Consider the following 19,893-nt stretch of genomic DNA (forward strand, 5'->3'; position numbering starts at 1 on the left):
TGCAGGTTCAGGTAGTGCATATGGCGCTCATACTGGCCGAGAAGGTCGGCGATCACCTGCTCCCTCGTATAACCCATGATGTCGTAGCGCTGGCCACCTTCGCGCAAGGCGGCTTCGGCGCGCCATGTATGATCCGGCCCCTCGCGTTCGCCCTCGAGCGCGGTGACGGCGAAGCTCGGAACGGGCACACTGCGCAGCGCGACGCCATAGAGGAAATCGTCGCTGGCGCCATGCCCGACCGTGAGCCGCACTTCGTCCGGGGAAACGCTCACATCCGCATCGAGACCGCGACCGCGAATTTCGGCGGCAACGTCGTTGAGCGCGGGGGTGACGATATCGCGCATGAAGACGAGCGCACGCTCGCGCGTCGGCTGATGCAGGAGCGTGCCGAGCCGCCGCTTCCAGGCGAGAGGCGGGTGGCTTGCCACAACCGGTATGCCAAACTGGAGGCTCTGCTGGCGGCGTGTTTCCTGGCGAAGCGCGGTGAAGAGGCCGTAGCAGACCACGAGCAGAATGGCCGCGAGAGGAAGGGCGCTCGCAATGGCGCCCGTCTGCAACGCGGCGAGACCGCCGGCGAGGAGCAGAACGGCGGCGACCACGCCTTCCATCAGTGCCCAGAAGATGCGCTGCCAGACGGGCGGCTCCGGGTTGCCGCCCGAGGTGATGATGTCGATGACGAGGCTGCCGGAATCCGACGAGGTGACGAAGAAGGTGACGACGAGAAGCGTCGCAACGATCATCGAGATGCCGGCAAAGGGAAGATGGCCGAGAAACTGGAAGAGCGCCACGGCAACATCCGCCTGCACGGCTTCCACCATCTGGGCGGTGCCGTCGAGTTGCATGGCGAGCGCGGTGTTGCCGAATACGGTGAACCAGAGAAAGGTGAAGCCGGACGGCACCAGCAGGACGCCGATCACGAACTGACGGATCGTGCGGCCGCGCGAAATGCGCGCGATGAACATTCCGACGAAAGGCGACCAGGATATCCACCAGCCCCAGTAAAAGAGCGTCCAGCTGCCGATCCAGTCATTCGGCTGGTAGGCATAGAGGGTGAACGTCTTGCCGATGAGTTCGCTGAGGTAACCGCCGGTATTCTGCATGGCGGCCTGGAGCAGGAAGACCGTCGGGCCGACGACCAGAACGAAAAGCATGAGCGACAGTGCGAGCACGAGGTTGAGTTCGGAGAGACGCCTGATACCTGCGTTGATGCCGGAGGCGACGGAGCCCGTCGCCAGTAACGTGATGCCGGCGATCAGCGTCAGTTGCACGCCGACCGACATGTCGATGCCGAAGAGATAGTTGAGGCCGGCATTCACTTGCATCACGCCGAGGCCCAACGACGTCGCGACGCCGAACATCGTGCCGAAGACGGCGAAGATGTCGACGATATGACCCATCCAGCCATGGATGCGGTCGCCGATCAGCGGATAGAGGGCCGAGCGGACCGTGAGCGGCAAGCCGTGACGAAACGAGAAGTAAGCGAGCGCCATGCCCACCACGGCATAGATTGCCCATGCGTGGAGGCCCCAGTGGAAAAAGGCAAGCTGCATCGCGTTGCGCGCGGCTTCGACCGTGCCGCCTTCGCCCCGCGGCGGATGGGCGAAGTGAAGGACCGGCTCGGCGACGCCATAGAACATGATGCCGATGCCCATGCCGGCGCTGAACAGCATGGCGAACCAGGAACCCGTCGAGAAATCCGGCACGGAATCGTCCGGCCCGAGCCTGATCGCGCCCATGGAACTCGCGGCGACCCCAACCGCGAAAACCAGAAAGGTTGCGACGGACGCGACATAGAACCAGCCCATCTCGTGGACGATCCACGATTGAATGGAGGCGAAGATCGTCGCGGCATCGTCCGGATCGCTCGCCGCGAAGACGAGCGCGACGAGGATGAGGGCCGCGGAACCGAAGAAGACCGGAGCGTTTGCCTGAAAAAGGCGCGACTTTTTGCGGCTCGTTTCTTCCGCAGCCATGACGGTCTCCTTTCGGACAATATTTCAGGGCAAAAAAGCGCGATGACGGCGAAGGAGATCGCCGCGCGGTCAATTGAGGTTATGTGATTTCATGCGCAGCATTACACACACAGTCCGCGAGGCCAACCCGCAAGATACGCAGCGACGGCGACCGTGTTCCGCCACCACGCGCATTGCGAAGCGTTTGCCCGATCAACCACACACACGACAGAAGGAGGGCCTATCCATGCGCGTCCTTATCCTCTCCGCACTCTTTGCAGCCATCGCCACTGCTCAGCCGGCATCGGCCGTAACGTTGACGCCGCCCGACACCGGGTACAGTGCGACCAGAATCGTGAATGCCTCCGGGCGCGAGATTTCCGGCAAGCTCTATTCCGAAGACGGCAATGAGCGCTGGGAAATGACGATGCAGGGCATGCGGCAGATTTCCATCCTGCGGCACGGCGAGGGACGCATGTTCATGTACATGCCGGACATGAACATGGCGATGGAGATGGGACGCGCCGAAGCGGCGAATTACGGCGTCGACAAATTGCTCGACGGCGTGGAGGCGGAAAAGATCGGCACCGAGACGATCGATGGAGAGCCTACGACGAAGTACCGCGTGCTGCCGGGACAGACGGCCCAGAAAGGCGATGCAACCATCTGGGTGACGGAGGACGGCATCCCGGTGAAGGCAGAAGGATCGAGCGCACAGGGGACATTTTCGATGCGGCTGACCGATCTCGAACGCGGCGCGCAGGACCCGTCGCTCTTCCAGCTTCCTCCCGGCGTGGCGCCGGTGAAGATGCCCGCCGGTATGCCGGCGACGGGCGGGGCCTTTCCCGGCCTGCCTGCGCGCTAGCCGGATCGGCCGCCGGCCGAGCCGGTCCGCGTTGTGCGTTCCTCGGCACGGCGTTCTTCCTCCACCGGTTCGACGCGCGTTCTCGGTTGTGCCGGCTCGGTGATGAGGCGCGCACCGCGCTGTAGCGTCACGTAGTCCCACAGCCATTTATAGGCGATGGCAATGCGATTGCGCGCGCCGATCAGGAAGAAGATGTGGACGGCGCCCCAGAAAAGCCAGGCGACGACACCCGTAAGGCGCACCCGGCGCAATTGCACGATCGCGGATTTCCTGCCGATGGTCGCGAGATCGCCGCGATGGCGATAGACGAAGGGCCCGGGTGCCGGACGCGCGCCCACGCGCGCCGAAATGACTTGTGCAACATAGCTTCCCATCTGCTTCGCGGCCGGTGCGATACCCGGAACCGGCTTTCCGTCGGACTGGAGTACGGTGGCCGTATCGCCGATAGCGTAGACATCCGTCATGCCCGGCACCGACAAATCGCCTGCGACGCGAAGCTGACCGTTCTTTTGAGCGGGCGCGCCGAGCCAGACGGCAGCGGGCGATGCGATCACACCGGCGGCCCAGATGATCGTCGCTGCATCGATCCGGTCATCCGCGACATCGACACCGCCGGCATCGCAGCCGACGACTTTCGTATCGGTGAGCACCTCAACCCCCAGGCGCTCCAGCGCCTTTTTCGCGTAGCCGGCGAGGCGTTCGGAGAAGGCGGGCAGAATGCGCGAGCCCGCCTCCACCAGGAGAACGCGGGCGGCACCTGCATCGATGTTGCGGAAATCGGTGGCAAGGGTCTGGCGGGCCATATCCCTGATCGCGCCGGCAAGCTCGACGCCCGTCGGGCCGCCGCCGACGATGACGAAAGTGAGGAGACGCTTTCGGCTTTCCGTATCTTCGGCGAGTTCGGCTTTTTCGAAAGCCAACAGGATACGCCTGCGAATCTCCGTCGCATCCTCGATGCGCTTCAGCCCCGGTGCGAATTCGGCCCAGCCGTCGTTCCCGAAGTAGGAATGGGTCGAGCCCGTGGCCAGGATGAGATGATCGTAGGAAATTTCCTTTTCATCCGTCCGCACCACACGGGCGGCGGGATCGACACCGGTCACGGATCCGAGAAGGACGGTGGCATTTTTCTGATCTCTCAGGATGCCCCGGATAGGCCACGCGACATCTGCCGGAGACAATGCCGCCGTCGCCACCTGATAGAGGAGCGGCTGGAAGCAGTGATGGTTCTGGCGGTCGACGAGAACGACATCGACAGGCGCATCGGCGAGGCCACGCGCCGCATAGAGTCCGCCGAAACCGCCGCCGACGATCACCACCCTCGGCCGGCCGGCATTTCCGGCCCGCGTATGTTTGCCAGTATCCATGTCTGAAATCCACCAGATCGAGACGGCCCCTTAGTCTAACGCCTTTTGCAGGGGTCGCGTTCCGGAATTTCTTCAACACTTCGGCAGGAGGCAGGATCCATGCCCGCCAAATCCATAAAGATGGAAATGAGGAACCTTTCTGCTCCCCACAGGTTCGCCCAATCGAAGGGTCCCGACGGAGGAATGTTTTCCAATGGCCAAATCCGAAACGTTGAAAGTTCTCGCCTTGAACGGCAGCCTGAAATCCTCATCGGGCGAGCCGTCCTCAACCGAGCGCATGCTTGCGCTTCTCCTGCAGGAGTTTGCAAAGGAAAATGCGCAAGGCGAAATCGTGCGGCTGGCGGATCACAACATCAAACCGGGCGTCACTTCGGACGAAGGCGAAGACGATGCGTGGCCGGCTGTCCGCGAGAAAATCCTGGATGCCGATATCCTGATTGCGGGAACGCCGGTGTGGCTCGGACAGCCGTCGAGCATCATCAAGCGCGCAATGGAGCGGATGGATGCGTTTCTCTCGGAGAAGGACGATGGCGGCCGGATGGTTTCCTATGGCCGCGTCGCTGCCGTCGCCGTCGTCGGCAATGAAGACGGTGCACATCACATATCCGCCGATCTCTTTCAGGCGATGAACGATGTGGGTTTCACGCTCGCGCCCAACGCCGTTGCCTATTGGGTGGGCGAGGCAATGGGGAGCACCGATTTCAAGGACCTCGACGAGGTGCCCGAAGCTGTTTCCTCGGCGATCCGCATGCTGGTGCGCAACACGACGCATCTCGCCCGGCAGTTGAAGGCAGAGAGCTATCCGCCGGTGAAGTGAGCATCGAACCAGAAAGGATTTTCCATGTCGCAGAGCAAATCCGCGCCACAACCGCAGGAGCAAAGCCACCAGCCCGGCAGCGAAGATCAAATGCACCCTGCGCCGGATTACATGCCGCGCTTTCCCGGCTCAGGACGGCTCAAGGGAAAAGCTGCAATCATTACCGGCGGCGATTCCGGCATCGGGCGCGCGACCGCCATTCTCTTTGCCCGCGAAGGTGCGAAGGTCGGCTTCCTCTACAAGGACGAAACGGAAGAGGAAGACGCGCGGGAAACCATCGAACGCATAAAGGCCGAGGGCGCCGAATGCTTCTCCATGGCGGGAGACATCGGCGACAAGGCCGTGGCCGAAGCCTTTGTCGCCAAGGCGCTGGAGACCTTCGGGCAACTCGATGTGGTGGTGAACGGCGCGGCGGAGCAACACTACCGGCCGGACATAACCGACATTCCCGAGAAACAGATGGAGCGGACCTTCCGCACCAATATCTTTGGCTGCTTCCACGTCATCCAGGCGGCGCTGCCCCATCTGAAGCGCGGCGCGTCGATTGTCTGCATCACGTCGGTTACGGCTTATCGCGGGCAACCGACGTTGCTCGACTATTCCTCGACCAAGGGAGCGGTGCTCGCGCTTGTGCGGGCGCTGTCGTCCAATCTGGCGGAGAAGGGCATCCGCGTGAACGGCGTTGCGCCCGGCCCGATCTGGACACCGCTTATTCCGGCTTCCTTCCCCGAGGACAAGGTTGCGGAGTTCGGCAAGAGTGCGCCGCTGGGACGGCCCGGACAGCCGAACGAAGTGGCACCGGCGCTGCTCTTTCTTGCCTGCGAGGACGCGTCATACATGACGGGGCAAGTGCTCCATCCGAATGGCGGCGATCTGATCGGCGGCTGAGCCCGGCGTCGGGCCGGCCTACCGAGCTGAAACTAGAGCTGCTTTTTTATCGTTCGTGCCGTCGCCGAGATGTCCTCGCCGAGGCCCTCCACGGTGTTGCAGCCGGCCAATCCCAGCAAGGTCAGAAGCAGCAACGCGACGGTCAATTTCCTGGTCATCGGCAATGCCAATCCATATGGCGAGGGGAATTTATATTCCCGAGAAAACGATTCCCGACTTTGCGGGACTGGAGCGGGTGAAGGGAATCGAACCCTCGTCGTAAGCTTGGGAAGCTTCTGCTCTGCCATTGAGCTACACCCGCGCGCCGCTAATTCTGTACGGTTTCGGCGCCCCCTGCGCAAGAGGCTACCAGCGGTTCTCGACCTCTTCGGCGAAACCGAGAAAATCCCGGATTTCGACCCGGCGGCCGTCATCCAGAACCGCCACGCCGGAAAAGCGGCCGAAGACCTGATGCTGGATCGAGCGCAGCAGTTTCAGGTCCACGGTGGCGCTACGATCGACGATCGGTTCGAAGGTCATCTCGAAGCGGCCATCGCTGCTCGAAAAGCTCCAGGGTGCGCCGTCATATGTGCCCTTTGGAATGTGAAAGGTGACGTGTTCCAGCTTGTGGGCAACTCCGTCCATGAAAATCATGTTTTCCGTCGCGGCGGAGGTGTCGCCGAAGCCGTAACCGATATTGAAGCCAAAGGCCTGTCCGTCAACGATGCCGGAGGCCGAGCCCCAATACCAGGTATTGTCGTAAGTCCAGACGCCCCGCCCCCAATCCAGCACCCCGAAGGCGGAGGCTGGCGAAAATGCGTGCTTGCGACCGCCGATCTCGACGGTGCCTTCCGCCGGCATGCAATTGATCTTCTGATTGTAGTAGAAGGCGCGCGGCGCGTCCGGGAAGGGGGTCGCGATCAACATCCGGTCCATCGGCGGCTGCGACAGGAATATCTCGCCCTTCATGCCCCGGCCTTTCGCGAAACCGGGGCAATCGACCGTGAGGCGCCTGCCACCCGCCTCATGGCTAAAACCGAGCGAGATTTTCGGGTGGGATTGGACGATGTCTCCCGCGTCGGCGCTTTCGGGCATTCCCATGCGGCCGCGCGGGAATGGAATCGTTACGCTGTCGGTCACCGCTTCCGGCTTTGAAAAATCGAGCCATGAGGCGGACAGGAAACCCATATAGGCATTGTCGGCGACCGTCAGCGCGATGCCGCATTCCTGATCGAGGACGCAGTAGTAGTCCCATTCCTTGATACGGAACCAGGAAGCCCGAATATCGGCACGCCGATACCTTCGCTTTTCGCTCCGCGCCCATCCGGCCTCACGGAGCCGGCCCTTGTCGTCCAGAAGTTCGCCCGCGCCCAATTCATGCTGCACCGGATAGGCCCCCTTTTTTGTTCAGGTTGAGCCTAACAGGGGTCGCGGATTTGTGAATGGGCAGAACCGCGGGGAATGCTACTTTCCCGCCATGGTCACCGTCCTCGACAACGCACCTCGCGAAAAGTTCTCCGACCCCGTGCTCACGGCGAAGGGCGAGACGCGCGCAAGCGTGGCGTTTGTCGAGTTGCGGACGCTGTGGATCAACACGGGCACGCTCTGCAATATCGAATGCGCCAATTGCTATATCCATTCGAGCCCGACCGACGACCGGCTGGCCTATATTACCGCAGCCGAAGCGGCGCGCTTTTTCGATGAGGCGGCGGGCTTTTCGGATGTGCTGCCCGAAATCGGCTTCACCGGCGGCGAACCCTTCATGAACCCGGACATGCTGGCCATGACCGGCGACGCGCTCGCGCGCGGGCATTCCGTACTCATCCTTACCAACGCCATGCAACCCATGCTTCGCCCGAGGATCAAGGCGGGGCTTCTGGCGCTCAATGAGAAGTACGGGGGACGGCTCAAACTCCGCGTCAGCCTCGACCACTATGCCGCTGCGTTGCACGACGCGGAGCGTGGCGCCGGCAGCTTTGCAAGGACAATGGAAGGATTGCGCTGGCTCACGGACCATGGCTTTACGCTTGCCGTTGCCGGGCGCACCACATCCGGCGAACCGGAGGACAAGCAGCGGGCGGGATACGCGGCAATGTTCGCGCGTGAGAACATCGCGCTCGATGCGAATAATGCGGCGGCACTCGTTCTTTTTCCGGAGATGGACGAGAAGGCGGATGTGCCTGAAATCACCACCTCCTGCTGGGGCATTCTTCATGTCGATCCGGCCGACATGATGTGTGCGACGAGCCGCATGGTTGTGAAGCGGAGAGACGCAGTGCGGCCTGCCATTGTTGCCTGCACGCTGTTGCCCGATGACGTACAATTCGAAATGGGTGAAACGCTTGCGGACAGCCTGCGCCCCGTAAAGCTCAATCACCGTCATTGCGCGAAGTTCTGCGTGCTGGGCGGCGCGAACTGTTCAGCCAGTTAGGCGCGCTGCGGCATTCTTCCCGTCTGCGTCAGGATGTCCCATCCGCTTTACATTGAGCGTAATCAATGACCCCCCGTAACCGTTGGCGGACCCTCCTGCTACCGGACAGAACTCGCAATCTTGCGGGCTTCGCCGTTAACAAAGCAGGGAGACAGGAAATGACCATCAAATCGCTGCTGGTGGCAGGTATTGCAATGGTGAGCCTGGTTTCTGGCGCTGCCTTTGCGGATGTCTATATGACCGGCGAAGAGGTCGCGAAGCTCGTTGCCGGCAAGACGATCGAAGGCCAGTACCGCGAATGCGGCGCCGGCAAAAACGATTTCCGCGAGTTTTACGACGAGAGCGGCCAGATTCGCGGTGCGGAGCGCGCCTGCAGCATGGCCGGAAGCTGGTCGAAGTACCAGGGACAGTGGGAGATCAAGGACGGCAAGTTCTGCGTCCTGCTGGGCTCGGACCGCCCGAGCGGATGCTTCGACTACAATGTCGACAAGGACGGAGTGCTGACGCGGTACGACGCAAAGGGCGTCGCGAATGTGAGGTTCACCATCTACGACGGAAACCCGGACCACCTTTGAGTTTCCGGTAGAGTTGCGCGGTTGGCCCCTCCCCCTTGCCCCACAAGTAGCCAACCGCGCAATTTCTTCATCGGGCGTGTGCGATCAGCTCGCGAAAAGAAGCCAGAGTGCGGGCAGAAGAAGCGCCGTCACGATGCCGTTCAGTGCCATGGCGACGCCCGAGAACGTGCCCGTCACTTCGCCCTCCTGAAAAGCGCGCGCCGTGCCGATGCCGTGCGCGGCGATTCCCATTGCGAAACCGCGGGCGCGGGGATCGCGGATGCGGAGCATGTTGAAGAACGCCGCGCCGAAGACTGCACCGATGACGCCGGTGATGATGACGAATGCCGCGGTGAGCGAGGCATAGCCGCCGATCTCCTCCGCGATCCCCATGGCGATCGGTGTCGTCACGGATTTCGGCGCCAGCGAGCGCACCGTTTCCATGCTCGCGCCCATCGCGTCGCCAATGAGGACGGCAGAGAGCACGGCGACCGCCGATCCCACGACAAGCGAAACGGCCATCGGAACCAGCGCCGAACGGACGCGCGCGAAGTTGCGATAGAGCGGCACCGCGAGCCCGACCGTTGCCGGGCCCAGAAGCCAGATGAGCGCCTGACCGCCACCCATATAGTCACCGACCCAGATATCCGCCGCAGAAAGCAGGGCGATGATCGGCGCCGATGCGAGAAGAACCGGATTGGCAAGCGGCGTTCCGCCAAGCGCGCGCTGGATGCGAAGCGCGAGGTAGTAGAAGAAGAGGGTCAGCAGAATCCAGAAACCGGCCTCGAAAACCCTGTCCCAGTATATGAGCTTGATGCCGATATCGCTCATGCATCGCCGTCCTTGCCGCGCGTGAGGCGGGACGTCCATTGGAAGGCAAGCCCGGCCGCGAGCATTGCAAGGAAGGTGCTCGCGAAGAGCGCGACGAGGATCGGCCAGAGGTCGTCGGCGAGCAGCGCCGCATAGGCCATCACGCCGACGCCTGCGGGAATGTAGAAGAAATTGAGATGAGCGAGCAGGAAATCGCTTACATGTTTCAGGTCGGCGGGCACACGGCGCAACGCGATGAGCCCGGCCAGCAGGATCAGAATGCCGATCACGGTGCCGGGCACCGGCAGCTTCAGCGCATAGGCGAAGAGCTTCCCCGCGAGATCGCAGGCGACGAGGACGGCAAAGGCGCAGAGGAGACGAAGCGGCGGGCGCGACACTATCTATTTCGCCCTGAAATGCTTCGAAAGCTTCAGGCCCTGACGCTGGTAGTTGGAACCGAGGCCGGCGCCGTAGAGGACTGTCGGACGGTCGGTCAGGCGCTCCAGCACGAAGCGGCCGATGATCTGGCCGTGTTCGAGGATGAAGGGGACTTCGTGGGAGCGGACCTCCAGCACGATGCGGCTGCCCGCCCCGCCCGCCTCGCGCGCGCCGAAGCCCGGATCGAAGAAGCCCGCGTAATGCACACGGAATTCGCCTACCAGCGGGTTGTAGGGCACCATCTCGGCGGCATGCGTCGCCGGGATGTGCAACGCTTCGCGGGAGGCGAGAATATAGAATTCGTCCGGGTCCAGAATAAGTCCCTTGCCAGGGCGGACATGGACTGCGTCCCAGAAGTCGCGGACGTCATAGACGCCGACCTTGTCGATATCTATGACACCGGAGTGGCGCTTGGCGCGATAGCCGACGACCTCGTCTTCGGTCTCGGCGGAAAGATTGACCGTGAGTGCGATGCCGCCGTCGATATCCGCTTCGCCGTCGACAAGCCTCAACTCCTCATGCAGGCGCTTCATCTCCGCATCGGAACTGACATGGGTGCCGCGGCGGAAGCGTATCTGGGCGAGGCGCGAACCGGGGCGGACGAGGATCGGGAAGGTCCGCGGGCTGATCTCCAGGTAGAGATGGCCCTTGTAGCCCGCCGCCACCTGATCGAACTCGGCGCAGAAATCGGTGATGAGCCGCGTGAAGACGTCGAGGCGGCCGGTCGAGCTTTTCGGATTGGCCGACGCCGACGTCCGTTCGGACAATGCGAGGGCCTCCACGAGCGGCACGAGATAGACGCAACCGGTTTCGAGCACCGCGCCGTCGGTCAGGTCGATCCTGTGGAGCATCAGTTCCTCGACGCGCTCCATCACGCCATGCTCGGGGCCCGGCAGGAAGGAAGCGCGAAGGCGGTAGGCCGTGGTGCCGAGGCGCAGGTCGAGGCTCGCGGGCTGGATCTGGCCCGGATCGATCTCCAGGCCGCCCCAGATTTCCTTTTCGCGGATCAGCGCCTGGATGCCATGCGAGGGCAGGATGCCGGTCGCGTGCATCTGGCCGGGGCCGACGCGGCGCGGCTCGTCGCTGTGATTGGGAAAAAGATCGTTCGCCGCCTTGGTCATGAAGTCTAGCCTTCCGGACGGAGCCTGCCGCCGCCTGCCGATCGCATGTCCTGTTTATAGTTGGCGCCACCGGGCGGGGAAAGGGGCGAGGCATGGTGGCCTTGACGAATGACCCCTCGCGCCCTTTAATGCGCGCGAACTCGTGGTGATTTGAGCCGACCGGCTTGCGGCCACGTTAAATAAATCGCTAAAAAGGTCGGGACGCGAGCCCCGATCCGCCAGGTCGGGGTTTTTTATTGGGGTGGCCCAGATGAGCAAGACGACACGCGACGGCCGGAAGCTGCGGCCCCGGACAGAAGCCGTTCACGGCGGCACAAACCGCACGCCCTTCGGCGAGACGAGCGAGGCCATGTTCCTGACCTCCGGCTATGTCTACGAGTCGATGGAGGCCGCCGAGCGCCGCTTCAAGAACGAGGAGCCGGGCTTCGTCTATAGCCGCTTCTCCAACCCGACGGTGCGGAGCTTCGAGGAGCGGATGACCGAGCTCGAAGGCGCGGAAGACGCACGCGCGACCGCGACCGGCATGGCCGCCGTCACCTCCGCGATGCTCTGTTACCTCAAGGCGGGGGATCACGTTCTTTCCTCCCGCGCGCTTTTCGGTTCGTGCCGCTACATCGTGGAAGATCTGCTGCCGCGTTTCGGCGTGACCTCGACGCTGGTCGACGGGCGCGATCTCGACGCATGGAAGAACGCCGTGCAGCCGAATACCAAGGTGTTCTTCCTCGAAACGCCCTCGAACCCGACGCTCGAGATCATCGACATCAAGGCGGTAGCGGAGATCGCCCATGCCGCCGGCGCGCTGCTCATGGTCGACAACGTCTTTGCGACGCCCGTCCTGCAGCGGCCGCTGGAACTCGGCGCCGATGTCGTCATCTATTCGGCGACCAAGCATATCGACGGTCAGGGCCGCTGCCTCGGCGGCATCGTGCTTGCGGGCCAGCAGTTCATCACCGACTACCTCGCGAATTTCCTGCGGCAGACCGGACCGAGCCTCAGCCCCTTCAATGCCTGGGTGATGCTGAAGAGCCTCGAGACACTCGATCTTCGCGTCCGGGAGCATGCGCGGGGCGCCGAAGCCGTCGCCCGCTTTCTCGAAGGCCACAAGGGCATCGAGCGCGTCTTCTATCCGGGCCTGCCGAGCCACCCGCAGCACAACCTCGCCATGAGCCAGATGGATGCCGGCGGCAATATGGTCGCCTTCGAGGTGAAGGGCGGCAAGGCGGGTGCCTTCCGCTTCGCCAATGCGCTTCAAGTCATCAAGATTTCCAACAACCTGGGCGATGCCAAGAGCCTCATTACGCACCCGGCAACGACCACCCATCAGCGGCTCACGCCGGAAGCGCGGGCGGAACTCGGGATCGGGGAGGGCCTTGTCCGGCTCTCGGTCGGGCTGGAGGATTCGGGCGACCTGATCGAGGATATGGAGCGGGCGCTGGCCTGACAGAGCCGTATCGCCCTAAAAATGCCGTCTGTTAAGAGGAAGTTAGAGGGTCCCCGCTAGGGTGTTAATCCTGCGGGGGGAGGTTTGCGCGGCACTTGCCGGCGGCCTCATGCGGCACATATCCCTCGCAGGGTCGCAACCAGAAGGTACGGCCCCGCACAACCCGACGCTTTCGCGCAAGGATCGCCGATGTATAGCGCCATGACCCGTTCGATAAATATTCTTGTCGAGCCGACTTATCTCGAGGATCAGTCGGAGCCCGACCAGGATTATTATGTCTGGGCCTATCATGTGACGATCGAGAACAAGGGCCCGGAAACGGTTCGCCTGCGCGCGCGCTACTGGAAGATCACCGATGCGACCGGCCATGTGCATGAGGTGCGCGGCCCCGGCGTCGTCGGCGAGCAGCCGCTGCTGCGCCCCGGAGACAAATTCGAATACACAAGCGGTACGCCGCTCGGCGCACCGTCCGGCATCATGTTCGGCAATTACGAGATGGAGACGGAAGAGGGCGAGAAGTTCGAGGTCGATATTCCGGCTTTCTCGCTCGACAGCCCTTATGCCAAGCGGATGCTGCACTAAATCAGGCACCCTTCCCCTCCTCGCTTCCCGCTTCCCGCCACGCTAGACTGACGCACACAACCGCGTTCCCTCTACGCCTGCAGCCGGAAGCTCCATCATCCCATGTCCGCACCGCAACGCTTCACGCCCCGCGAGATGATCGGGAAACTCGTCTCTTTCGATACGACGAGCCATCTCTCCAACCTCGCGCTCATCGAGTTCGTCGAGGCTTATCTCGCGAGCCACGGCGTGGCGTCCCGCCGGGTGATGAACGAGGACGGAACGAAGGCCAATCTGTTTGCGACGCTCGGACCTGCGGACCAGCCAGGCGGCATCGTCCTTTCGGGGCATACGGATGTCGTGCCGGTCGAAGGGCAGGACTGGTCGAGCGATCCCTTTTCCGTGGTCGAGCGCGAGGGAAAGTTGTTCGGACGCGGCACGAGCGACATGAAGAGCTTTATCGCCATTGCGCTCGCCTCCGTGCCGGAATTCCTGAAAGGGGGACCGCAGGTGCCGGTCCATTTCGCGCTTTCCTACGATGAGGAAGTAGGGTGTCTCGGCGTGCGGCCGATGATCGACAGCATCATCCGCACCATGCCGAAACCGCAGGTGGTCATCGTCGGCGAGCCTTCATCCATGAAGGTCGTGAACGCGCACAAGGGCATCCAGTCCTACAACACCAAGGTCACGGGTCTCGAATTCCATTCGAGCCAGACGCATCTCGGCGTGAGCGCCATCCAGTATGCGGCGGAGCTGATCTCCTTCCTGATGAAGCTCGCCGGCGAGATGCGCGAGCGCGGTGACGCTTCGGGGCGCTTCAGTCCGCCCTTCACGACGATCAGTGTTGGCCTCATAAAGGGAGGTACAGCCGTCAACATCATTCCGAAGAGCTGTTCCTTCCTCTGGGAGTATCGCCCGCTGCCGGATGCCGATCCATCCGAGATCATCGCGCGGTTCAATGCCTTCGCGGAGGAGCAGGTGCTGCCGCGCATGCGCGCCGTCTTTCCGGGCGCACAGATCGAGACGGCAACGCGGGCGCAATCTCCAGGTCTCGGCGCACGGGACGGCGATCCCGGCGAGACGCTTGTGATGAAGCTCGCGCAGTGCAATTCGGCCGAGGCCGTCTCCTACAACACGGAAGCCGGGCTTTTTCAGCTTGCCGACATCCCGACCGTCGTCTGCGGTCCGGGGGATATCGCACAGGCGCACAAGCCGGACGAATTCGTGGAATTATCGCAGATCGCGGAATGCGAGCGCTTCATGAAGCGGCTGGCGGATTTTGTGTCAGGCCGACCGGTTTAGTTCCGGAGCGCCGCGCATGTTGCGTGCGGCGTAAAGCGACCGCATGAAAGACAGAAGCTCCGGGGATTTTTCTCCGACCGAAAGAATGGCCGGGTTTTGCGCAAGCTCGGCAATGTCGAACGGGAGATCCTCCCCGGCGGGATGGCCATGGGAGATTTTCCCAAATCCCATCGACCAGTTGGCAAAGCCGCGGCCTTCTAGCGCAGGACCGGGCCCATGCTGCGCTCTATCTCGGCGGTCAGCGCCGCGTCGAACTTCGCTGCCAGCGACTGCATCAGCGCGGCATAGGCGGCGTCGCGCTCATTGAGGCTTGCGCTTTCCAGGATCGTGCGCTCGGCATTTGCGTCCACATCCGCCGTCCACGAATTGAAGTCGCCGGCGTTCGGACCGGGCAGATCCACGGTCAGGCGTGCCTTGAGACGGGCCTTCAGACGTGTATCGAGCTGGTCGCCGAAAACGCCGGTGAGGCCGCCCTTCTTCTGCAGGGTCTCGGAAATCACCGTTCCGTCGAGAACGGTGAGCGTTGCCGTGCCCCGGTTGCCGGTGGTCACGAGGCGGGCCCGCGCCCAAGCCTGGGCAATGCTCGACGGCGAAACACGGTGCAGATGTTCGACATAGGGCTCCCGGCCGGAGGGCGTGAAGCGACTGTCGACGGACACGGAAGCAATATTCATGCGGATCGCGGGCCGCGCCTCAAAGGAAACGGACGATGGCGCTGCGGGAGCGGGCGGCTCCTTTGCGCAGGCTGCGGCCAGAAAGCCGAGGAAAACGACCGCGCCCAGACGGCGCAGCATGGAGAAGGCGCTTTTCTCGACCCGGGTCAATTCCGATCCTCTTTCAATTCGTCCGGTGCGAAGACATAGACTTCGCTGCAGAACTCGCATGTAGCCGTAATTACACCATCCTGCACCATTTCGTCGATTTCGTGACCGTCGAAAGAGCGCAGGACGCTTTCCATCCGCTCACGTGAGCAATGGCAGGAGAATTCGACGGGGGCGGGTTCATAAGCGCGCACGCCGTCCTCGTGGAACAGCCGGAAGAGAAGCCGGTTCGGTTCGAGTGAGGGGTCCAGAAGTTCGTGGTCTTCGACCGTGTCGAGCAGTATCGAGGCGCGGTTCCAGTTTTCCTCTTCCTCCGTGACGGGGCGTTCTTCCTCGTCCTCCCGGTAGCCGGTCAGGCCGCCCTCGCGCGGGATATGCTGGATCATGATCGCGCCGGCACGCCAGTTCTTCTCCGGGCCCGATGCCTCGCGGTGATAGAAGGGCCCGGCCGCAATGCGGATGCGTGTCGCCACCTGTTCCGAACTCGCGAAATATTCGTGGGCGCTGTGGCTGAGGCCCTTCGGGTCGAGCGCGACGATACCCTGATAGCGCTCCATATCGGCGCCCTGATCGATCGTCAGGGCCAGGTAGCCGTCGCCCATCAGATCAGCGGCGGTCGTCCGGCCATCCTTCAAAGCGTCCGCCAGCCGTTCCTCGTCCATCTGCGCATAGCCGCGCAGTTTGCCGGGCGATTCATAATCGGCCACCAGCAGGGAAACGGGGCCTTTGCTCTGCGTCTGGAGGATGAAGCGGCCGTTGAACTTGAGCGCCGAGCCGATCATCGCCGTCAGCGCCAGCGCCTCGCCGAGGAGCCGGGAAACCGGTTCGGGATAGGCGTGGGCCGTGAGCACCCGGTCGACCAGCGGACCGAGGCGCACAACGCGGCCGCGAATTCCCAGATCCTCGATCTGGAACGGCTGCACAAGGTCGTCGATACCGGTGCCTTCGATACTGCTCACTGACTGAATCCGATCTTCGGACGGATCATTGGAAACACCACGCCAATACGCCTTTCTGGGCGTGCAGGCGGTTTTCCGCTTCATCGAAGACGACCGAAGCCGGGCCGTCGATCACATCCGCCGTCATTTCCTCGCCGCGATGCGCGGGCAGGCAATGCATGAAGATCGCATCCTTGCCGGCCGCCGCCATCAAGCTCGGGTTGACCTGATAAGGTGCGAGGAGGTTGTGGCGCCGCGACGCCGTTTCCACGCTGTCGCCCATCGAAACCCATGTGTCGGTGTTTACGCAATCGACGTCCTTCACCGCCTCCAGGGGATCGGTGGTGACGACGATCTTCGCGCCTTTCGACTTTGCCCAATCGAGCGCTTCGGGCACGGGAGAAAGTTCCGGCGGACAAGCGATGCGCAATTCGAACTCGAGCTGCGTTGCGGCCTGTATCCATGACGTGACGACATTATTCCCGTCGCCGACCCATGCGACGCGACGGCCCTTGATCGGTCCCTTGTGTTCCTCGAACGTCATGATGTCCGCCATCAGCTGGCAGGGATGCGAGCGGTTGGTGAGGCCGTTGATGACCGGCACCGTTGCATGCTCCGCGAGCTCCATCAGGTGTTCGTGATCGGTAGTGCGGATCATGATCGCATCCACGTAGCGGGAAAGAACGCGCGCCGTATCTGCAATCGTCTCGCCACGGCCGAGCTGCGTGTCGCCGCCGTTCAACAGCAGCGTCTCGCCGCCAAGCTGGCGCATTGCGACGTCGAAGGAAACGCGCGTCCGCGTGGACGGCTTTTCGAAAATCATGGCGAGAAGCCGGCCATCGAGCGGACGGTCGCCATCCGGCTCCGCCTGCCCCTTGCCGTCGCGCGCCTGCTTGCGCTTCTTCGCGTTTTCGAGAATGGTGCGAATGTCGACCGGCGCGATGCTGTCGAGATCGAGGAAATGACGCGGGCTCATGGCTTCGGTCATGACTTGGCTCCCGCAACCTTCGCATCCTTGTCGAGCGCGGCGTCGAGCGCCGCACAGGCATGGCCGAGCTTTTCCATCGCCTCGTCGAGATGGCTTTCCTCGATGGTGAGCGGCGGCAGCAACCGCACGACATTATCGCCCGCGCCGACAGCCAGCAGCTTTTCGGTGCGAAGGGCAGCGACGAGATCGGTGTTCGGCACACGGCATTTGATGCCGAGCATGAGGCCTTCGCCCCGCACGTCCTCGATGATGCGGGGATAGCGGTCCGCCAGCATCGCAAGCTTCTGACGCAGCTTCAGGCCAAGCATGCGTACATGCGGCAGGAACTTTTCGTCGAGCACGAGGTCCATGACCGCGTTTGCGACAGCCATCGCCAGCGGGTTGCCGCCGAAGGTCGAACCGTGGGTGCCGGCCGTCATGCCACGCGCGGCTTCTTCCGTCGCGAGGCAGGCGCCGACGGGGAAGCCGCCGCCCAGCGCCTTGGCGATCGCCATGATGTCCGGCGTGACGCCTGCGAGTTCATGCGCGAAGAGCGTGCCCGTGCGGCCCATGCCGGTCTGCACCTCGTCGAACACGAGCAGGATGCCGGCCTCGTCGCACATCTCGCGGATGCGGCGCAAATCTTCAGGCGGGAGAACGCGGATACCGCCTTCGCCCTGGATCGGCTCGATGAGGATGCCGGCCGTCGCCGGGCCGATCGCCGCCTTCAGCGCCTTCAGGTCGCCGAAGGGAACTTGCGGGAAGCCGGGCATCGCGGGGCCGAAGCCTTCGAGATATTTCTTCTGGCCGCCGGCCGCGATGGTCGCGAGCGTCCGCCCGTGGAAGGCGCCTTCCATGGTGATGAGTTCGTAGCGCTCGGGCGCGCCGCCCGCCGCATGGTATTTCCGCGCCATCTTGATCGCGCATTCGAGGGCTTCGGCGCCTGAATTGGTGAAGAAGACGGTGTCGGCGAAGGTCGCCTCGACGAGCCGGCGGGCGAGCTTTTCCTGGCCGGGAATGCGGTAGACGTTCGAGGTATGCCAGACCTTGCCGGCTTGCTCCGCCAGCGCGGAGACGAGATGGGGGTGGGCGTGGCCGAAGGCGTTGACGGCGATGCCGGCGCCGAAGTCGAGATAGCGCTCGCCATCGGCGGTGATGAGGTAAGGGCCCTCGCCCCGCTCGAATTCGAGGTCGGCCCGCGCATAGGTCGGCAAAACAGGCGTAATCACGGGAATCGTATCCTTCTCACATATTCTATCGGGCGCACTGTTTCGCTGGAATGACGGGGAGAACGCCGCGGGCTTTTCGCGCGGCGGGCGGGCTCCGGACAGACCTGGCGAGACAGCAGTTTCCTGCAAACCGCTGCCCTTTCGGGGCGCGGTCTTCTCGTTGTCAGCCTCGTCGTTTCCCGCTCAGGATCATTTCGATCACCTTCAAACCCCTTTCGGGGGCTTCCCGCCGGTTCCCGGAACCGCAAGCCAAATAGAAAAAGCCGCCTGCAAGGGGCGGCAGTTCGAGAAGCAATGGAGTATTACGGCGAGGGGGCGGATCTGTCAATCGCCCCCCTCGCCCGCCGCGGGAGCCCTCAGGCCTTCAGCCGGTAGCCGGTGTGGAAGAGGATGTGGCAAAGCACCCAGAGAACGAGGTTCACGCCCAGGACTATGGCGATGCCGGTGCCGAGCGAGCCGTCGGCATGGCCCGTGACGCCGTAGCGGAAGCCGTCGATCAGGTAGAAGACCGGGTTCCACTTGGTCACTTCATGGGCGAGATCGGGAAGCTGGGTTACCGAATAGAAGGTGCCCGACAAAAAGGTCAGCGGCAGGATGACGAAGTTTGTGACGGCCTGCAGATGGTCGAACTTCTCCGACCAGATGCCGCCCAGCATGCCGAGCAGCGAGAGCATCAGCGAGGCGCCGACCGCGTAGAAGACGATGGCCCATGCATGCTCGATGCCCATATGCACGAAAGGCAGCATGGCGAGGGTGGTCACCGCGCCGCACAGAAGCCCGCGGGTCACGCCGGCCATGGCGATGCCGAAATTGAGCTCGCCCGGCGACAAAGGCGGCATCAGCACATCGACGATATTGCCCTGTATCTTCGAGATCAGGATCGAGGAGGAGGTGTTGGCGAAGGCGTTCTGGATCATGGTCATCATGACGAGGCCCGGCGCCAGAAACTCGATAAAGGGCACCCCATGCACGTCCGGACGGAACTTGCCGATGGCGAGCGCGAAGATCGCCAGGTAGAGGAGCGTCGTGATGACGGGCGCCGCGATGGTCTGCGTCATCACCTTCCAGAAGCGCCGCACTTCCTTCAGATAGAGCGTCCAGACGCCCAGCCAGTTCACCGCGCCGAAACGGCGGGCACCTTCCTCGGGATAGGGCGTGAGGCTCATGGCTTCCTCTTCTGATGCTTTTGAACTGCCGAGGCATACGCCAGAGCGCCGGGCCGGGCAAATGCGGGGGAGGGCCGTGGATGGCCCTGTCGCCCCATGTGAGGCCGCCGAAGCGCCCGCGCAAGAGGCGCGATGCCTGCCGCATATGCTCTTTTCTGTGGATAAGGACCTCGTTTACGGGCCGCATGGTTGCGGTTTTGCCCCCTGATATTGTATATTTCCTGTTAACGCCTACGAAATCTAGTGGGG

General features: G+C 62.9%; 20 protein-coding genes, 1 tRNA gene and 1 riboswitch. Of the genes, 8 read left to right on the forward strand and 13 right to left on the reverse strand.

Annotated features, from left to right (window positions below):
• The coding region (locus Q8S60_RS06240; RefSeq protein WP_305668436.1) for a choline BCCT transporter BetT at positions 1-1,973 on the reverse strand (1,973 nt) is incomplete at its 3' end.
• A 226-nt stretch (positions 1,974-2,199) separates the two neighbouring features.
• On the opposite strand from Q8S60_RS06240, the gene Q8S60_RS06245 reads away from it, so the two are divergent.
• Complete coding sequence (locus Q8S60_RS06245; protein WP_305275845.1) at positions 2,200-2,817, forward strand: hypothetical protein; 618 nt, start codon at positions 2,200-2,202, stop codon at positions 2,815-2,817.
• On the opposite strand, the gene Q8S60_RS06250 is transcribed toward Q8S60_RS06245, so the two are convergent.
• On the reverse strand, positions 2,814-4,181 hold the full coding sequence (locus Q8S60_RS06250; protein WP_305275844.1) for an NAD(P)/FAD-dependent oxidoreductase: 1,368 nt from the start codon (positions 4,179-4,181) through the stop codon (positions 2,814-2,816). The two genes, Q8S60_RS06245 and Q8S60_RS06250, sit on opposite strands and share 4 nt — an antisense overlap.
• Positions 4,182-4,374: 193 nt before the next feature.
• Between Q8S60_RS06250 and Q8S60_RS06255 the strand changes: the two genes are divergently transcribed.
• Together Q8S60_RS06255 and Q8S60_RS06260 are read left to right on the forward strand one after the other, a co-directional pair.
• Entirely contained in the window at positions 4,375-4,998 is a 624-nt protein-coding gene (locus tag Q8S60_RS06255; protein WP_305275843.1) for a flavodoxin family protein, read from the forward strand.
• Positions 4,999-5,022: 24 nt separating this feature from the next.
• On the forward strand, positions 5,023-5,886 hold the full coding sequence (locus Q8S60_RS06260) for an SDR family oxidoreductase (RefSeq protein WP_305275842.1): 864 nt from the start codon (positions 5,023-5,025) through the stop codon (positions 5,884-5,886).
• A gap of 32 nt (positions 5,887-5,918) precedes the next feature.
• Here the strand turns inward: Q8S60_RS06260 and Q8S60_RS06265 are convergent, their stop codons facing one another.
• The 3 genes from Q8S60_RS06265 to Q8S60_RS06275 all read right to left on the reverse strand — a co-directional run bounded on the left by Q8S60_RS06265 (position 5,919) and on the right by Q8S60_RS06275 (position 7,251).
• Positions 5,919-6,044 carry a hypothetical protein gene (locus Q8S60_RS06265; RefSeq protein WP_305275841.1) on the reverse strand — a complete coding sequence of 42 codons (126 nt, stop codon included), beginning with the start codon at positions 6,042-6,044 and terminating at the stop codon, positions 5,919-5,921.
• A gap of 69 nt (positions 6,045-6,113) precedes the next feature.
• Positions 6,114-6,187 (reverse strand) — tRNA-Gly (locus tag Q8S60_RS06270).
• A gap of 44 nt (positions 6,188-6,231) precedes the next feature.
• Positions 6,232-7,251 (reverse strand): DUF2804 domain-containing protein, encoded by a 1,020-nt coding sequence (locus Q8S60_RS06275; RefSeq protein WP_305275840.1) that lies wholly within the window; start codon positions 7,249-7,251, stop codon positions 6,232-6,234.
• A gap of 52 nt (positions 7,252-7,303) precedes the next feature.
• Between Q8S60_RS06275 and Q8S60_RS06280 the strand changes: the two genes are divergently transcribed.
• Both Q8S60_RS06280 and Q8S60_RS06285 read left to right on the forward strand, forming a co-directional pair.
• Positions 7,304-8,296, forward strand: coding sequence for a radical SAM protein (locus Q8S60_RS06280; protein ID WP_305275839.1), 993 nt, complete (start codon positions 7,304-7,306; stop codon positions 8,294-8,296).
• Positions 8,297-8,454: 158 nt separating this feature from the next.
• Positions 8,455-8,871, forward strand: coding sequence for a hypothetical protein (locus tag Q8S60_RS06285; protein WP_305275838.1), 417 nt, complete (start codon positions 8,455-8,457; stop codon positions 8,869-8,871).
• Positions 8,872-8,955: 84 nt separating this feature from the next.
• Here Q8S60_RS06285 and Q8S60_RS06290 read toward each other — a convergent pair whose 3' ends face one another.
• Genes Q8S60_RS06290 through Q8S60_RS06300 form a run of 3 tightly spaced genes read right to left on the reverse strand, consistent with a single transcriptional unit; the run spans position 8,956 to position 11,150 of the window.
• Entirely contained in the window at positions 8,956-9,681 is a 726-nt protein-coding gene (locus tag Q8S60_RS06290; protein WP_305275837.1) for an LrgB family protein, read from the reverse strand.
• The gene (locus tag Q8S60_RS06295; protein ID WP_305275836.1) at positions 9,678-10,058 is read right to left on the reverse strand and encodes a CidA/LrgA family protein; all 381 of its coding nucleotides are present in this window, start codon (positions 10,056-10,058) and stop codon (positions 9,678-9,680) included. Before Q8S60_RS06295 ends, Q8S60_RS06290 begins: the two co-directional genes overlap by 4 nt.
• A 3-nt stretch (positions 10,059-10,061) precedes the next feature.
• Positions 10,062-11,150 (reverse strand): 2'-deoxycytidine 5'-triphosphate deaminase, encoded by a 1,089-nt coding sequence (locus Q8S60_RS06300; RefSeq protein WP_370867265.1) that lies wholly within the window; start codon positions 11,148-11,150, stop codon positions 10,062-10,064.
• A gap of 201 nt (positions 11,151-11,351) precedes the next feature.
• A riboswitch (SAM riboswitch) is annotated at positions 11,352-11,431 on the forward strand.
• A gap of 38 nt (positions 11,432-11,469) precedes the next feature.
• On the opposite strand from Q8S60_RS06300, the gene metZ reads away from it, so the two are divergent.
• From metZ to argE, 3 genes are all read left to right on the forward strand, one after another.
• Positions 11,470-12,660, forward strand: coding sequence for an O-succinylhomoserine sulfhydrylase (gene metZ / locus Q8S60_RS06305; RefSeq protein ID WP_305275834.1), 1,191 nt, complete (start codon positions 11,470-11,472; stop codon positions 12,658-12,660).
• A gap of 189 nt (positions 12,661-12,849) precedes the next feature.
• Positions 12,850-13,242, forward strand: coding sequence for a Co2+/Mg2+ efflux protein ApaG (apaG, locus tag Q8S60_RS06310; protein WP_305275833.1), 393 nt, complete (start codon positions 12,850-12,852; stop codon positions 13,240-13,242).
• A gap of 102 nt (positions 13,243-13,344) precedes the next feature.
• Entirely contained in the window at positions 13,345-14,523 is a 1,179-nt protein-coding gene (gene argE, locus Q8S60_RS06315; protein ID WP_305275832.1) for an acetylornithine deacetylase, read from the forward strand.
• Between the two features lie 197 nt (positions 14,524-14,720).
• Here argE and Q8S60_RS06320 read toward each other — a convergent pair whose 3' ends face one another.
• The 5 genes from Q8S60_RS06320 to Q8S60_RS06340 form a co-directional block, all read right to left on the reverse strand.
• Positions 14,721-15,347, reverse strand: coding sequence for a hypothetical protein (locus tag Q8S60_RS06320; protein WP_305275831.1), 627 nt, complete (start codon positions 15,345-15,347; stop codon positions 14,721-14,723).
• Positions 15,344-16,303, reverse strand: coding sequence for an Hsp33 family molecular chaperone (locus Q8S60_RS06325; RefSeq protein WP_305275830.1), 960 nt, complete (start codon positions 16,301-16,303; stop codon positions 15,344-15,346). The genes Q8S60_RS06320 and Q8S60_RS06325 overlap by 4 nt, the downstream gene beginning before the upstream one ends.
• A gap of 25 nt (positions 16,304-16,328) precedes the next feature.
• On the reverse strand, positions 16,329-17,270 hold the full coding sequence (gene argF, locus Q8S60_RS06330; protein WP_305275829.1) for an ornithine carbamoyltransferase: 942 nt from the start codon (positions 17,268-17,270) through the stop codon (positions 16,329-16,331).
• Positions 17,267-18,478: an aspartate aminotransferase family protein gene (locus tag Q8S60_RS06335; RefSeq protein WP_305275828.1), complete on the reverse strand. Its 1,212-nt coding sequence runs from the start codon at positions 18,476-18,478 to the stop codon at positions 17,267-17,269. The genes argF and Q8S60_RS06335 overlap by 4 nt, the downstream gene beginning before the upstream one ends.
• Before the next feature lie 356 nt (positions 18,479-18,834).
• Positions 18,835-19,644, reverse strand: coding sequence for an ABC transporter permease (locus tag Q8S60_RS06340; protein ID WP_305275827.1), 810 nt, complete (start codon positions 19,642-19,644; stop codon positions 18,835-18,837).
• Between the last annotated feature and the right edge of the window lie 249 nt (positions 19,645-19,893).

It is taken from the genome of Parvibaculum sp. (assembly GCF_030694575.1).
Taxonomy (GTDB): Bacteria; Pseudomonadota; Alphaproteobacteria; order Parvibaculales; family Parvibaculaceae; genus Parvibaculum.

Coding starts and splice junctions, on each gene's coding strand:
- Q8S60_RS06245 (WP_305275845.1), top strand. CDS start 2,200: ATGCGCGTCCTTATCCTCTCCGCACTCTTTGCAGCCATCGCCACTGCT.
- Q8S60_RS06250 (WP_305275844.1), bottom strand. CDS start 4,181: ATGGATACTGGCAAACATACGCGGGCCGGAAATGCCGGCCGGCCGAGG.
- Q8S60_RS06255 (WP_305275843.1), top strand. CDS start 4,375: ATGGCCAAATCCGAAACGTTGAAAGTTCTCGCCTTGAACGGCAGCCTG.
- Q8S60_RS06260 (WP_305275842.1), top strand. CDS start 5,023: ATGTCGCAGAGCAAATCCGCGCCACAACCGCAGGAGCAAAGCCACCAG.
- Q8S60_RS06265 (WP_305275841.1), bottom strand. CDS start 6,044: ATGACCAGGAAATTGACCGTCGCGTTGCTGCTTCTGACCTTGCTGGGA.
- Q8S60_RS06285 (WP_305275838.1), top strand. CDS start 8,455: ATGACCATCAAATCGCTGCTGGTGGCAGGTATTGCAATGGTGAGCCTG.
- Q8S60_RS06290 (WP_305275837.1), bottom strand. CDS start 9,681: ATGAGCGATATCGGCATCAAGCTCATATACTGGGACAGGGTTTTCGAG.
- Q8S60_RS06300 (WP_370867265.1), bottom strand. CDS start 11,150: ATGCACGCGACCGGCATCCTGCCCTCGCATGGCATCCAGGCGCTGATC.
- metZ (WP_305275834.1), top strand. CDS start 11,470: ATGAGCAAGACGACACGCGACGGCCGGAAGCTGCGGCCCCGGACAGAA.
- apaG (WP_305275833.1), top strand. CDS start 12,850: ATGTATAGCGCCATGACCCGTTCGATAAATATTCTTGTCGAGCCGACT.
- argE (WP_305275832.1), top strand. CDS start 13,345: ATGTCCGCACCGCAACGCTTCACGCCCCGCGAGATGATCGGGAAACTC.
- argF (WP_305275829.1), bottom strand. CDS start 17,270: ATGACCGAAGCCATGAGCCCGCGTCATTTCCTCGATCTCGACAGCATC.
- Q8S60_RS06340 (WP_305275827.1), bottom strand. CDS start 19,644: ATGAGCCTCACGCCCTATCCCGAGGAAGGTGCCCGCCGTTTCGGCGCG.